We start from the raw sequence: 14676 nt of genomic DNA, 5'->3' as shown, positions 1-14676 counted from the left end.
AGTGACGCTCAGAATACCAAATTGCTGGGGAAGTTCCCATGTTGTGCGGCGCAATAATGTTTTCGGCATGGTTTGTGCTAAGTCACGGAAAACGTTCAAGACTTTGCTCTATACTCAACAAACTCCCGCAAAGATTCCAAAGATTTGAGGAGAATTCCCCCATGCTTAATATGTCCAGGCGCCAGTTCCTCAAAGTGAGTGGCGCAACGCTGGCAGGGTCCAGTCTGGCAATGCTCGGCTTCGCGCCCGACGCTGCGCTGGCGGAAGTTCGCCAGTTCAAGCTCGCGCGTGCGACCGAGACCCGAAACACCTGTCCGTACTGTTCTGTCGCTTGCGGCATTCTCATGTACAGCTACGGCGACGGTGCCAAGAACGCGAAGAAGAGCGTTTTCCACATCGAGGGCGACCCCGACCACCCGGTCAATCGCGGCACCCTGTGCCCGAAGGGTGCCAGCCTGATCGACTTCATCCACAGCCCGAACCGCCTCAAGTATCCGGAGTACCGCAAGCCGGGCTCGGATAAGTGGGAGCGCATCTCCTGGGACGACGCGCTCGATCGCATCGCCAAGTTGATGAAGGCGGACCGCGATGCCAACTTCGTCGAGAAAACTGACGACGGCATGACGGTCAACCGCTGGACGACCACCGGCATGCTGGCCGCGTCGGCGTCGAGCAACGAAGTCGGCTATCTCACACACAAAGTCATCCGCAGTACCGGGATGCTGGGATTCGATAATCAGGCACGTGTCTGACATGGCCCGACGGTGGCAGGTCTTGCCCCGACGTTTGGCCGTGGAGCGATGACGAACCATTGGGTCGACATCAAGAACGCGGATCTGGTACTCATCATGGGCGGCAACGCAGCCGAGGCACACCCGTGCGGTTTCAAATGGGTGACCGAGGCGAAGGCGCACAACAAAGCGCGCCTGATCGTCGTTGACCCACGCTTTAACCGTTCGGCATCGGTCGCGGATTACTACGCCCCGATTCGTACCGGCACGGACATCGTCTTCCTCGGCGGGTTGATCAACTACCTGCTCACGAACGACAAGATTCAACACGAATACGTCAAGAACTACACCGACTTCACCTTCCTGGTGAAAGACGAGTTTACGTTCGAAGACGGCATCTACTCGGGCTACAACGCCGAGAAGCGCACGTACGACCGCAGCACCTGGGATTACCAGAAGGGCGCCGACGGCTATGTGCTGACCGACCCGACGCTGCAACACCCGCGCACGGTCTTCCAACTGATGAAGCAGCACTACTCGCGCTACACGATCGATATGGTCGAGCGGGTGTGCGGCACGCCAGCCGACAAGGTCGAGTACATCTTCAAGCAGATTGCCGAGTGCTCGACCCCCACGCGCACGATGACGATTCTGTACGCGCTGGGGTGGACGCAACACTCCATCGGCTCGCAGATCATCCGTACCGGCGCCATGGTGCAGTTGCTGCTGGGCAATATCGGTGCGGTGGGCGGCGGCATGAACGCGCTGCGCGGTCACTCCAATATTCAGGGGTTGACCGATCTCGGTCTGATGACCGACTTGCTGCCGGGCTATATGTCGTTGCCCAAGCAGGCCGAGCAGTCGATTGAGACGTACCTGACGGCACGCACGCAGAAACCGCTGCGCCCGAACCAGCTCAGCTACTGGCAGAACTACCCGAAGTTCCACGTCAGCTTGATGAAGGCGTGGTGGGGCGATGCGGCCACCGCCGAGAACAACTGGGCTTACGACTACCTGCCCAAGCTCGACAAGCCGTACGACTTGCTGCAAGTGCTGGAGCTGATGAACAAGGGCAAGATCACCGGCTACATCGCACAGGGCTTCAACCCGATTGCGGCGGCCCCGGCGAAGGTCAAGTGGGATTCGGCGCTCGCACAGCTCAAGTTCCTCGTGATCATGGACCCGCTCGCGACCGAGACGTCCGAGTTCTGGAAGAACTTCGGCGAGCACAACAACGTCGATTCGAGCAAGATCCAGACCGAGGTGTTCCGTCTGCCGACGACTTGCTTCGCCGAAGAAGACGGGGCGCTCGTGAACTCTGGTCGCTGGTTGCAGTGGCACTGGAAGGGTGCCGAGCCGCCGGGCGAAGCGCGTAGCGACATCGAGATCATGTCGGGCCTGTTCCTGCGTCTGCGCAATCTGTACAAGACGCAGGGCGGCAAGTATCCCGATCCGATCGTCAACTTGTCGTGGCCGTATGCCCAGCCGGAAAGCCCGACGCCCGAGGAAATTGCCAAGGAGTACAACGGCAAAGCGCTCAAGGACATCGTCGATCCGAAAGACCCGACGAAGGTCACGCGCAAGGCGGGCGAACAGCTGGCCGGTTTCGCCGAGCTCAAGGACGACGGCAGCACGTCGTCGGGCTGCTGGATCTTTGCGGGCTCGTGGACGCAGGCCGGTAACCAGATGGCGCGGCGCGACAACAGCGATCCGACCGGTATCGGCCAGACGCTGAACTGGGCGTGGGCATGGCCGGCGAACCGGCGCATTCTCTACAACCGCGCCTCCGCCGACGTGGCAGGCAAGCCCTTCAACCCGAAGCACAAGCTGGTGTCGTGGAATGGCAAGGCGTGGGTGGGGGCCGACGTGCCCGACTTCAAGGTCGATGAAGATCCGGCCGGCGGCATGGGCCCGTTCATCATGAACCCTGAAGGCGTGGCGCGCTTCTTCGCGAAGGGCGGCATGGCCGAAGGGCCGTTCCCAGAACACTACGAGCCATTCGAGACGCCGCTGGGCTACAACCCGCTGCATCCGAAGCAACCCAAGGCCACCAGCAATCCGGGCGCACGCGTGTTCCCGGACGACCTGGCGACGATGGGCACCGCCGATAAATTCCCGTATGTGGCGACGACTTACCGTCTGACCGAGCACTTCCACTACTGGACCAAGCACGCACTGCTTAACTCGATCATTCAGCCGGAGCAATTCGTCGAAATTGGCGAAGGGCTGGCCAAGGAAGTCGGGGTGGTGTCGGGCGACACGGTCAAGGTGTCGTCCAACCGGGGCTACATCAAGGCCAAGGCCGTAGTGACCAAGCGGTTGAGGGCGCTCCAGATCGACGGCAAAACCGTCCATCACGTGGGCATTCCGATTCACTGGGGCTTCAAGGGGGTCGCCAAACCGGGCTTCCTTGCGAACACGCTCACCCCGATCGTCGGCGACGGTAACTCGCAGACACCGGAAGTGAAGTCGTTCCTGGTGAAGGTCGAGAAGGCATAGGGGAGGCGCCATGGCATTGCAATCACTTGATATCAAACGGCGCTCGGCAACGACGCTGCCGTCGCCCTCGGTGCGTGAATCGCACACGGGCGACGTCGCGAAGTTGATCGATGTCTCGAAGTGCATCGGCTGTAAGGCTTGCCAGACAGCGTGCATGGAGTGGAACGATCTGCGCGACGAAGTCGGCGAAAACGTCGGCGTGTACGACAACCCGCGCGACTTGTCGGCGGACTCGTGGACGCTGATGCGTTTCACCGAGTACGAAAACCCGAAGGGCGACCTCGAATGGCTCATCCGCAAGGATGGCTGCATGCACTGCGAGGACCCGGGCTGCCTGAAGGCTTGCCCGTCGCCCGGGGCGATCGTGCAGTACGCCAACGGCATCGTCGATTTTCACGAAGAGAACTGCATCGGCTGCGGCTACTGCATCACCGGGTGCCCGTTCAATATCCCGCGTATCTCGCAGAAGGATCACAAGGCGTACAAGTGCACGCTGTGTTCCGACCGCGTGTCCGTGGGGTTGGAACCGGCCTGCGTGAAGACGTGTCCGACTGGCGCGATCATGTTCGGCACCAAAGACGCCATGAAGGATCAGGCCGAAGAGCGTATCGAAGACCTGAAGTCGCGGGGCTTCGATAACGCGGGTCTGTACGATCCGGCCGGTGTGGGCGGCACGCACGTGATGTATGTGCTGCACCATGCCGACAAGCCGTCGCTGTATCACGGCCTGCCCGATAACCCGCGCATCAGCCCGATGGTCACGTTCTGGAAGGGCATTGCGAAACCGCTGGGCGTGGCCGCGATGGCGTTCACCGCGATTGCCGGTTTCTTCCACTACATCAAGACCGGTCCGAACGAAACGACCGAAGCGGATGAAGAGGAAGCGCGCCGGTACGATGCGTCCCGCAAGGGCGATGGCCCCGGCAAGGGTGTTGCCACGCACGAGGAGGTCTGACGATGTCGCAAGAACATAGCGAACATAAGGACGATCTGATCCAGCGATACAACGCGGCAGAGCGCATCAACCACTGGATTGTCGCGGGCACGTTCATCTTGCTCGCGCTCTCCGGGCTGGCGTTGTTTCATCCGTCGATGTTCTGGCTCACCAATCTGTTCGGTGGCGGGCCGTGGACGCGCATCTTGCATCCATTCGTCGGTTTGGTGATGTTCGTCGGTTTTGTGTGGCTCGCACTGCGGCTTGCCCGCTATAACAAGTTCGAGTCGCGCGACCGCGAGTGGATGATGAAGATCGGCGATGTGCTGAACAATCGCGAAGAGAATCTGCCGGAAGTCGGGCGCTACAACGCCGGGCAGAAGCTGTTGTTCTACGTGATGGTGCTGTGCATGCTCGGACTGCTCGCCTCCGGCATCGTGATCTGGCGCGCGTACTTCGCGTTCTACTTCCCGATCTGGGTGATTCGACTCGCTTCGGACGTGCACGCGGTGTGTGCATTCGTGTTGATTTGCGGCATCATTACGCACATCTACGCGGCGATCTGGATCAAAGGGTCCGTGGGTGCCATGACACGCGGCACCGTAACGCGCGGCTGGGCGTGGAAGCATCATCGCGCCTGGTACAAGCAGCTCAACAAGTAAGTCCGGCCCCGGTGGCTGGACACTCCTACGAGGCCAGCCACCTTGCAACGCATCCTCCAACCCGGACAGATCGAATCTCTCGATCGCACCGCCATTCCCCGTCTTCGCATGCCGCAACCCGCCGAGGTGTTCTCGGCGCGTGCGGCGCGTCTACGTCAGCTCGCTGAGGGGCATCCACTCGGTGATTACCTGCGACTGATGGCCGCACTGGTCGACGCGCAACGCCGCGAGGCCGAGAATTTCCAAGCCGAACGTCCCTCCGCTGAATTGATTGCACAGGCGCAGCAGCACTGCATGCCGCTGGTGCCCGCCAACGGCGGTTACGAAGTCGGCCGATGGAAGACGTTGCTCACGCCGCTGCTCGACGCTGTCGCCGCACAAACTGACGTGCCCGCGCCGGTGCGTGGCGTACTCGATCGAATTCGCAGTGCCGATGCCGCCACGCTCGATGCCGCTGCGCAGTCGCTGTTGGCAGGGCACGGCAAGGGCGTGGATGCGGCGAGCGCACCGTTTCTGATGGCGGCGCTGCAAGTGCTTTGGACGGGCGTGGCGAGCACGTTCGAGGCCGGTGAAGTGCCGATGCTCGACGTGCCGAATATTTGCCCGGTTTGCGGCACGCTGCCGGTGGCGAGCGTCGTGCGCATCGGTGGCGCGCACGAAGGTTACCGTTATCTGGCGTGCGGTCTGTGTTCGACCGAATGGCATATGGTGCGCGTGAAGTGCACCCACTGCGAATCGAGCGAGCACGTGGCATATCACGTGGTCGACAAGGAAGGCGAGGCGAGTGCCAAGGCGGATCTCTTCGCGCAGGCCACACATCCCGCGCAGGATGCCGACGGCCTCGACGCCAAGGCACCGGAAGCAGCAGAGGGTGGCCGCCCCAAACTCGACGAGGCGGCCAAGCGTGTGGCGTCGTCGCCGAGCCGTGCGGAGTCGTGCGACGACTGCCACAGCTATCGCAAAATTTTCTATCAGGACAAAGACCCGTTCGTGGAACCGGTTGCCGACGACTTGGCGAGCTTGGCGCTCGACGTGTTGATGGGCGAAGCGGGCTACGCGCGGGCCAACGGCAACCCGCTACTCTGGCAAAGCGCTGAGGAGTAACGACATGGCCGAGGACGATCTGGCCCCCGTGGGCGCGGCGGACCTGCCGTCGCTCGACCGCTTGCTGGGTATGCCCGACTTTCAGGCGGCGCTCGCCGACTATGGACGCACGCAAGTTACCGCGACGTTGCGTGCCGATTTGGACGCTTGCCGAAGCGAGGCGCTGGCTGGCAAGTTGTCGCGTGAAGCGTTGGCGCCGGAGGCGTTTGCGGCACGCGTGACGCGCACGTTGGTATCGCGCAATCGGGCGACGCTGCGCCCGGTGTTCAATCTGACGGGCACGGTGCTGCACACCAACCTTGGGCGCGCGTTGCTACCCGAGGCCGCCGTCGACGCGGTCATGCAGGCGCTGACGTCGCCCGCCAATCTCGAATTCGATCTGGCCACTGGCGGACGCGGCGATCGCGACGATCTCATCGCGCCGTTGCTGTGCGAACTCACCGGCGGTGAAGCGGCTACCGTGGTCAACAACAATGCGGCGGCGGTGCTGCTCATGCTGGCGACGTTGGCCAAGCGGCGCGAAGTCGTTGTCTCGCGCGGTGAACTGGTTGAGATTGGCGGCGCGTTTCGCATTCCGGACATCATGACGCACGCGGGCGCAAAGCTCGTAGAGATTGGCACGACCAATCGCACGCACGCGGCGGATTATCGCAACGCGATTGGCGAGAAGACGGCGCTGTTGATGAAGGTTCATTGCAGCAATTACGAAGTGACGGGCTTCACCAAGAGCGTGGATGTGGCGGAAGTCGTGGCCATCGCCAAACCGCACGGTGTTCCCGTCGCGGTGGATCTGGGCAGCGGCACGCTCACCCCGCTTGAGCGCTGGGGCCTGCCGCACGAGACCACGGTGCAGGAGACGATTGCTGCCGGAGCCGATCTCGTGACGTTCTCCGGCGACAAGCTGCTTGGCGGCCCGCAGGCGGGCATGATCGTCGGGCGCAAGGACCTCATCGCCAAGATCAAGAAGCATCCGCTCAAGCGGGCGTTGCGCGTGGGCAAGCTCACGCTGGCGGCGCTTGAGCCGGTGCTACGTCTGTATCGTGATCCTGAACATCTGCCCGAGCGTCTGACGACGCTGCGTTTGCTCACGCGTACGCACGCCGAGATGGCGGCGCAGGCGGAGCGATTGGCACCGGTGCTGGCGCAGTCGTTGGGCGATGCATACACGGTGACGGCGGCGCCGATGGTGAGCCAGATCGGCAGCGGCGCGCTGCCTGTCGAGCAACTGCCCAGTTATGGATTGGCGATTGCCCCGGCGGGTGGCGGCAAGCGCGGCAGCGGGCGCGCGTTGGCGAAGCTCGAAGCGGCGCTGCGCGGGCTACCCTATCCGGTGATCGGGCGTATTTCCGACCAGACGTTGTGGCTTGATTTGCGCTGCCTGGAAGCGAGCGACGAGGTGTGTCTGACGCTGCAATTCGCGGAGCTTCGTGCATGATCGTCGGCACCGCAGGTCATATCGACCACGGCAAGACGAGTCTGGTGCGCGCGTTGACTGGCGTGGACACCGATCGTCTGAAAGAAGAAAAAGCGCGCGGCATCTCCATCGAATTGGGCTACGCCTACACACCGCTGCCTGACGGCGAGGTGTTGGGCTTCATCGACGTCCCTGGTCACGAGAAACTGATTCACACGATGGCGGCCGGTGCGGTCGGCATCGACTTCGCGTTGCTGGTGATCGCCGCCGACGATGGCGTGATGCCGCAAACGCGCGAGCATCTTGCGATCCTGACGATGCTTGGCGTGCGTCAGGGCGTGGTGGCCTTGTCGAAGGCGGATCGGGTCGATATTCCGCGTCTGGGCCGGGTTAAGCGTGAGATTACGCAATGGCTCGCGAACACGCCGCTGGCGGGCGCGCAGATCGTACCGGTGTCGGCGACGACGCCGGGCGATGCGGGTGTCGCGGTGTTGCGTGAGCAGCTCACGCATGCTGCGCAGGCGCTCAAGGCGGCTGGCAATGCGGCCCGTTGTGACGATGCTTTGTTCCGCCTTGCTGTGGATCGTGTGTTCACGTTGGCGGGTCACGGCACGGTGGTCACGGGGACGGCATTCGCAGGCACTGTGCAAGTCGGCGACACGCTCACGGTGATGCCGCAGGGTTTGCCGGTGCGAGTGCGCAGCATTCATGCGCAGAACCGTGCGGTCGAGGTGGGGCGAGCCGGGGAGCGTTGCGCGTTGAATCTGGCGGGCATCGAGCGCGATCAGATTAGCCGTGGCGACTGGATCGTCGCGCCGGGGTTGTCTGCGCCGTCGACGCATGTGGACGTCGAGTTGCACTGGTTGGACGGCAACGCACCGCTCACGCAATGGTTTCCACTGCATGTGCATCTCGGCACGACGCATACCCAGGCGCGCACGGTACTGCTCGATGGCGACGTACTGGCGCCGGGCGGCACGATGCGGGTGCAGTTGGTGTTCGACACGCCGGTGTGCACGATGCCAGGCGATCGGTTCATCGTGCGTAATCCGCAGGCGACGGCAACGGTGGGTGGCGGTCGTGTGCTCGACCCTGCCGGGCCGGAACGAAAGCGCCGTTCAGCGGCGCGTTTGGCGTGGCTCGATGCCATGGCACGAACGCTCGATGGCGACGGACTCGAAGGTTTGCTAGCTCAGTCACCGCACGGACTGACAAGCGCGCAGGTGACGGCGCTCACGGGCTTGCCGAGTGCGAAGTGGCAGTGGCCGTCGGATGCTGTGGTGCTTAACGGCGTGGAAGGTGAGTCGTTGGCGTTCGCACCGCAGGCATGGGAAGCGCTGCGCACTAGGGTGCTCGCCGCGCTGCGTGATTACCATGCGCGACTCGCCGACGAACCGGGGTTGGATGCTGCGCGCCTTGGCCGAATGACGTGGCCTGCGCTGGACGCTAGCCGGTGGCGTGCGATCGTGCAGGCGCTGGTGGCGGATGGCTCGCTGACACGCACGGGGGCGTGGTTGCATCTGCCGACGCATCGCGTGGAGATGAGTGCAGAGGAGACGGCGTTAGCAGAGGCGTTGTTGCCGCGCATTGCACAGGGCCGGTTCGATCCGCCGTGGGTGCGCGATCTCGGGCGAGACGTGAATGCGCCGGAAGAGCGCGTGCGTGCGGTGCTGCGCAAGTTAGCGCGGCAGGGGCGGGTGCATCAGGTGGTGAAAGATTTGTTCTACGACGACGCGTGCGTGCAGACGCTGGCCGAATTGATTGCTCAGGGTGAGGGGCGAATCGAAGCGGGCGCGTTTCGGGATGCGACGGGTTTGGGACGCAAGCGGGCGGTTCAGATTCTGGAGTTCTTCGACCGCGCGGGCTATACTCGCCGCGTTGGCGATACGCATGTGCGGCGTCCCGGTGTGGTGTGGGGCGCGGCCTAGCAAAAGAAACGCCACGCGAAGTTCCGCGTGGCGTTTTTATCGAGTGCGACTCGATATCGTTACACCGTCATTTCGTTGCGCGAAGGAAGGCATCCGTATCCGGTGATGCGGCCGGGCTTCAAACCCGGTTGGGGGCGTCAGCCGTTCCCAGGTCGGTTCGACTCCGGCTGCTTTCCGCCACTCCTGCGCAAATCCAATCGCCTCAATCCCCAAAATAAATCGAATGGCCACCGGCGCTGTTGACGGCCTGATTGCCGGTGCTCACGCCGCTTGACGTGACTGCACTGCCCAGACCCACGACGTCCGGCTGCGGATTTTGCCGCGCCACAATGGCCTCGGCCTTCTGGATGTTATCCGGGTAATTCGCTTGCGAGCCGCTCGGCTGGAACCCGGCTTGCTCGACGCGAACCAAATCGGCCTGAACGGCGGCGCGCGTCAGCGGCGCATTGTTCGCCGTCGATTGGGCGAATGCGGAGAACGGGGCAGCCAGCGCGCAGGAAACGAGAAGTGCGGAAACGAGTGCTTTCATGATATTCACCTTTGCATAAGTGGCTGCCGACGCCGGAGGTGGAGCCGTTCAGCCTGCCTTCGACAAAGCCGCGAAGGTTGTCTGCATTCTGGTCAATCCCCCCTGACCCGAAGGTGACTCCGGCATTACGAGTTTGTTATCTGCGTAGATAACAAATCTGTAAGGAAAGGGTCAGCACGAGGTAAGCGCCTCGTTTTCATACTGACTCCCATCTCGTGCGCCTGCCTTCGCCGAGCGTCGGACCGATTGAGCGCAGCAGGCCATGCCGTTTTCTTTGCCGCTGCTTCTCTCCGGACTCCGTCATGTGGATCGTCAAACTGGCGCTCAGACGCCCTTACACGTTCATCGTGCTCGCCGTGCTGCTCTTCATCCTCGGCCCGCTCGCGATCATGCGTACGCCGACGGACATCTTTCCCAACATCGATATTCCCGTCGTTAGCATTGTTTGGACGTATAACGGCTTCTCGGCGGAGGACATGGCGCATCGCATCACCTCGAACTACGAGCGCGCGCTGACCACCGACGTCGACGACATCGACCACATCGAGTCGCAATCGCTGAACGGCGTGTCCGTCGTGAAGGTGTTTTTCCATCCGGGCGCCGACATCAACCGCGCCATTGCGGAAGCGGCCTCCAACTCGGCGTCGATTCTGCGGATCATGCCGCCCGGCACACTGCCGCCGAACATCATCACGTACAGCGCCTCGACGGTGCCCGTGCTCCAGCTAGGCTTGTCGAGTCAGTCGCTGCCGGAACAGTCGCTGTACGACCTCGGCAACAGCTTCATCCGTACGCAGCTCGCCACCGTGCAAGGCGCTGCCGTGCCGCTGCCGTATGGCGGGAAAATCCGCCAGATCATGGTTCAGCTCGATCCCAAGGCGTTGCAGGCTAAGGGCCTTGCGCCCATCGACGTTGTCAACGCTGTGAATGCGCAGAACCTGATCCTGCCCGGCGGCACCGCGAAGATCGGCGCCCGGGAATACAACGTGAAGATGAACGGAAGTACCGAGAGCGTGGCGGCGCTCAACGACTTGCCGATCAAGACGGAAAAGGGCGGGGTGGTGTACGTGCGCGATGTCGCCCATGTCATCGACGGTTTCGCGCCGCAGACCAACATCGTTCGTGCGGATGGCCAGCGAGGCGCATTGCTCACGGTCGAGAAAACCGGCAGCGCCTCGACGCTCACGATCATTCAGCAGGTCAGAGACTTGCTGCCGAAGATCGCCGCCGGCTTGCCAAGCGCATTGAAGATTACGCCGCTGTCCGACCAGTCGGTCTTCGTGAAATCAGCGATATCCGGCGTGGTGCGTGAGGCCCTCATTGCCGCATGTCTGACGGCGGCCATGATCTTGCTGTTTCTGGGCAGTTGGCGGGCCACGCTCATCATCGCGGTCACCATTCCGCTCTCGGTACTCACGTCATTGATTGCGCTCTCGGCGCTCGGCCAGACGATCAACATCATGACGCTCGGCGGTCTGGCGCTCGCGGTCGGCATTCTTGTCGACGACGCCACCGTCGCCATCGAGAACATCACCCATCATCTCGAGCGCGGCGCGGCATTGCACGACGCGATTCTCAACGGCGCGGGCGAGATCGCGGTGCCGACCTTCGTCTCGACACTGTCCATCTGCATCGTGTTCGTGCCGATGTTCCTGCTCTCCGGCGTGGCGCGCTATCTGTTCGTGCCGATGGCCGAGGCGGTCGTCTTCGCCATGTGCGCCTCGTACTTCTTCTCGCGCACGTTGATTCCGACGCTGGCGATGTATCTGCTGCGTGCGAAATCGCCGGAAGACCCCGCACGTCGTGGCTTTGCGGGACGCATTGCACGGTTTCAGGCGCGCTTCGAAGCCGCGTTCGAGTCGCTGCGTCATCGCTATGCCGACCTGCTGCAATGGGCGATCGGGCGACGCAGGCGCTTTGTCATCGTGTGGCTCGCGATTTGTCTTGGCTCGCTGGTATTGATGCCGTTCACCGGGCGCGACTTCTTTCCATCGATCGATTCCGGCGAGATTCGCCTGCATTTGCGCGCGCCTACCGGCACACGCATCGAAGAGACGGCGCGCATTACCGATGAGGTCGAAGCGAAGATCAAGACGGTGATTCCCAGCGCCGAGGAGGGACTGGTGCTCGACAACATCGGTCTGCCGGTGAGCGGTATCAACCTGACCTACGATTCGTCGGACCCGATTGGTGCCGAGGACGCAGACGTTCTCATTACGCTCAAGCCGAATCACGCGCCGACGGCGGGGTATGTGGCGAAGTTGCGCAACGTGCTTACGGCGTCGTTCCCGGGGGTGACTTTCTCGTTTTTGCCCGCCGATATCGTCAGTCAGATTCTCAACTTCGGCTTGCCTGCGCCCATTGATGTGCAGATCGTTGGCAACAAGCTCGCGCAGAACCGAGTCGTGGCGAATCAGTTGCTCGAGCAGATGCGAGGCGTGCGCGGACTCGTCGATGCCCGCATCCAGCAACCTGGCGATGAGCCGACGCTGGACGTGAACGTCGATCGCACCAAAGCCATGCAGGCGGGGCTCATGCAGCGCGATGTTGCGCAGAACTTGCTGATTGCGCTGTCGGGCAGCTCGCAAACGACGCCCAATTTCTGGCTCGATCCCAAGAATGGCGTGAGCTATCCGCTCACGACAATGGTGCCGCAATACAACATCAATTCGTTGCAGACGCTCGCCAACGTGCCGGTGACGACACCGGCGGCGTCGGGTAATGCGCAGAACCAGCTCGGCACACTGGGCACGGTCTCGCGCAGCGAGCAACAGGCGGTCGTCTCGCACTACAACGTGCAGCCGGTGCTCGACATTTTCGCCTCCACGCAGGGGCGCGACCTGGGTGGCGTCGCTTCCGATGTGAGCCGCCTCGTCAATGCCGCCCAAGCGCACTTGCCCGCTGGCTCGTCGATCGCAATACGTGGGCAAGTGCAATCGATGAATGCGTCGTTTAGCGGACTGGCCTACGGCATCGTGTTTGCCATGGCCCTCGTGTACTTGCTGATGGTCGTGAACTTCCAGTCGTGGGTCGACCCGTTCATCATCATCAGCGGTATCCCGGCGTCGATGGCGGGCATCGCGTGGATGTTGTTCGTCACACAGACCACCCTCTCCGTGCCTGCGCTGACCGGCACGATTCTGTGTATCGGTATCGCCACGGCCAACAGCATTCTCGTGATCAATTCGGCGCGCGAGTCGCTTGCCAGCGGTATGGCGCCACTCGTCGCCGCACTCGATGCCGGTTTCAACCGTTTTCGTCCTGTGCTGATGACCGCGCTTGCGATGCTGATCGGCATGTTGCCGATGGCACTCGGTCTGGGCGACGGCGGCGAACAGAACGCACCGCTCGGTCGCGCCGTGATCGGCGGACTCGCGTTCGGCACCCTCTCGACACTCGTGTTCGTGCCTGTTGTCTTCGGCATGGTGCACAGCGTGCTGGCCAAGCGCCGTGGCGCACGCAAAACCGATGCGTCGGCTGATTCGGCTGATTCGGCCGCTTCGGCCGCTCACCTCCAATAAGGATTTCCCATGAAACTGGATATGCCGCCCGAAGATCTCGCCCCGGTGCAGGCACGAGGCGAAGACGATCGATCGCCACAAACGCCGCCTCTCGCGGTACCGGCATTGCCGCCACGCCAACGCCGCAGACACCGCGCTTGGGGGCTCGGTCTGGGCTGCGTTGCCATCGTGCTTTTGGGGGCGGGTATCGTGCCCCGCATCACGGCCCGCCAGGCGCAAGCCGAGCAGGTCACGGCGCAGCGCGAAATCACCGTCTCGACGGTTTCGCCCTCGCGGGCGCCTAGCGTGCAGGAGTTGCTGCTGCCGGGGGCGGTCATGCCTTGGGCGGATGCCGCCATCTACGCGCGCACCAGCGGTTATGTTCAGCATTGGTACGCCGACATCGGGGCGCACGTGAAGGCTGGCCAGACGCTCGCGCAAATCGACGCCCCCGAACTCGATGCGCAACTGCGTCAGGCGCGCGCCGACGAATCGACCGCACAGGCGAACTACCAATTCGCCAGCAGCACCGCGCAGCGATGGCAGACCATGCTGCAATCGCAATCGGTGGCCCAACAAGAAGCCGATGCCAAGACAAGCGACGCCGCGGCGAAGCGCGCCATGTTGCAGGCGGCGAAGGCCAATGTCTCCCGCTTATCGGAGATGGTCGCGTACCAGAATGTGAGCGCACCGTTCGACGGTGTCATTACTGCACGCAATGTCGATGTGGGGGCATTGGTGACGGCGGGAGGGGCACCTGGGCTCTCCGCCAAGCCAGGTGAACTCTTCCATATCGTCCAAACCCAGCGTCTGCGCGTGTACGTCGATGTGCCGCAAGACGATGCGAGTCGCATTACCCCGGGCACGCCGGTATGGCTCTCGACGCAGCAATATCCAGGGCGACGCTTCCCCGCGACGATCGCGCGTGACGCCAATGCCATCGACCCGGTGAGCCGCACGATGCGCGTGGAGGTGGACGTCGATAACAGTGACGGGGCGTTGATGCCCGGCGCCTACGCGCAGGTGCATCTCGCGTTACCCACGAGCGCACCCGCGCTTGAACTGCCGGTGAGCGCGCTATTGTTCCGCCCCGATGGCGTGACGATTGCGTTGGTGGATGCGAACGGCGAAGTGGCGCTCCAGCACGTGACCATCGGCCGGGACTTCGGCACTTACGTGGAGATTGCCACGGGCTTGGCGCCCGACACGCGCGTCATCGCAAATCCCGGCGATGCCATCACGAATGGCCAGCGCGTGCACGTCGCTAACGACCCCTCCGGCGCAGCCACGGACGGCGCTACCCGTACGGCGGTCCCGGTGGCTCCGCCGGGGAAAATAGCTTCGGCATCGGCCGCGACGGCTGGCAAGGCATAGA

Annotated in this window: 9 protein-coding genes and 1 tRNA gene; 9 read left to right on the top strand and 1 reads right to left on the bottom strand. The window is 62.8% G+C overall.

The window, feature by feature from the left end:
• Positions 1 to 161: 161 nt before the first annotated feature.
• The 7 genes from fdnG to ACPWR9_RS16125 all read left to right on the top strand — a co-directional run bounded on the left by fdnG (position 162) and on the right by ACPWR9_RS16125 (position 9452).
• The gene (gene fdnG / locus ACPWR9_RS16155) at positions 162 to 3230 is read left to right on the top strand and encodes a formate dehydrogenase-N subunit alpha (RefSeq protein ID WP_426299193.1); all 3069 of its coding nucleotides are present in this window, start codon (positions 162 to 164) and stop codon (positions 3228 to 3230) included.
• A 10-nt stretch (positions 3231 to 3240) separates the two neighbouring features.
• Complete coding sequence (gene fdxH, locus ACPWR9_RS16150; protein WP_150678993.1) at positions 3241 to 4185, top strand: formate dehydrogenase subunit beta; 945 nt, start codon at positions 3241 to 3243, stop codon at positions 4183 to 4185.
• 2 nt (positions 4186 to 4187) lie between these two features.
• Positions 4188 to 4826: a formate dehydrogenase subunit gamma gene (locus tag ACPWR9_RS16145; protein WP_150678992.1), complete on the top strand. Its 639-nt coding sequence runs from the start codon at positions 4188 to 4190 to the stop codon at positions 4824 to 4826.
• A 51-nt stretch (positions 4827 to 4877) separates the two neighbouring features.
• Positions 4878 to 5930, top strand: a complete 1053-nt coding sequence (gene fdhE / locus ACPWR9_RS16140) for a formate dehydrogenase accessory protein FdhE (protein ID WP_426299384.1) — start codon at positions 4878 to 4880, stop codon at positions 5928 to 5930.
• Between the two features lie 4 nt (positions 5931 to 5934).
• Positions 5935 to 7365, top strand: coding sequence for an L-seryl-tRNA(Sec) selenium transferase (gene selA, locus ACPWR9_RS16135; RefSeq protein WP_426299191.1), 1431 nt, complete (start codon positions 5935 to 5937; stop codon positions 7363 to 7365).
• Positions 7362 to 9272: a selenocysteine-specific translation elongation factor gene (gene selB / locus ACPWR9_RS16130; RefSeq protein WP_426299189.1), complete on the top strand. Its 1911-nt coding sequence runs from the start codon at positions 7362 to 7364 to the stop codon at positions 9270 to 9272. The genes selA and selB overlap by 4 nt, the downstream gene beginning before the upstream one ends.
• An 84-nt stretch (positions 9273 to 9356) precedes the next feature.
• A tRNA-Sec gene (locus tag ACPWR9_RS16125) sits at positions 9357 to 9452 on the top strand.
• 22 nt (positions 9453 to 9474) lie between these two features.
• Here ACPWR9_RS16125 and ACPWR9_RS16120 read toward each other — a convergent pair.
• Positions 9475 to 9801, bottom strand: a complete 327-nt coding sequence (locus ACPWR9_RS16120) for a DUF4148 domain-containing protein (RefSeq protein WP_426299187.1) — start codon at positions 9799 to 9801, stop codon at positions 9475 to 9477.
• Positions 9802 to 10103: 302 nt separating this feature from the next.
• On the opposite strand from ACPWR9_RS16120, the gene ACPWR9_RS16115 reads away from it, so the two are divergent.
• Together ACPWR9_RS16115 and ACPWR9_RS16110 are read left to right on the top strand one after the other, a co-directional pair.
• Complete coding sequence (locus ACPWR9_RS16115) at positions 10104 to 13322, top strand: efflux RND transporter permease subunit (RefSeq protein ID WP_426299185.1); 3219 nt, start codon at positions 10104 to 10106, stop codon at positions 13320 to 13322.
• Positions 13323 to 13331: 9 nt separating this feature from the next.
• A complete protein-coding gene (locus ACPWR9_RS16110; protein WP_426299183.1) occupies positions 13332 to 14675 on the top strand; it encodes an efflux RND transporter periplasmic adaptor subunit in 1344 nt (447 codons plus the stop codon).
• Position 14676 lies beyond the last annotated feature (1 nt).

Source organism: Pandoraea pneumonica, from assembly GCF_049918595.1.
Classification (GTDB): domain Bacteria; phylum Pseudomonadota; class Gammaproteobacteria; order Burkholderiales; family Burkholderiaceae; genus Pandoraea; species Pandoraea pneumonica_A.
This window is presented reverse-complemented; position numbering and strand designations above follow the sequence as displayed.

Excerpts from the sequence above, each read along its gene's own strand:
- selB (WP_426299189.1), top strand. The coding sequence starts at position 7,362 with ATGATCGTCGGCACCGCAGGTCATATCGACCACGGCAAGACGAGTCTG.
- ACPWR9_RS16115 (WP_426299185.1), top strand. The coding sequence starts at position 10,104 with ATGTGGATCGTCAAACTGGCGCTCAGACGCCCTTACACGTTCATCGTG.
- selA (WP_426299191.1), top strand. The coding sequence starts at position 5,935 with ATGGCCGAGGACGATCTGGCCCCCGTGGGCGCGGCGGACCTGCCGTCG.
- ACPWR9_RS16120 (WP_426299187.1), bottom strand. The coding sequence starts at position 9,801 with ATGAAAGCACTCGTTTCCGCACTTCTCGTTTCCTGCGCGCTGGCTGCC.
- ACPWR9_RS16110 (WP_426299183.1), top strand. The coding sequence starts at position 13,332 with ATGAAACTGGATATGCCGCCCGAAGATCTCGCCCCGGTGCAGGCACGA.
- ACPWR9_RS16145 (WP_150678992.1), top strand. The coding sequence starts at position 4,188 with ATGTCGCAAGAACATAGCGAACATAAGGACGATCTGATCCAGCGATAC.
- fdxH (WP_150678993.1), top strand. The coding sequence starts at position 3,241 with ATGGCATTGCAATCACTTGATATCAAACGGCGCTCGGCAACGACGCTG.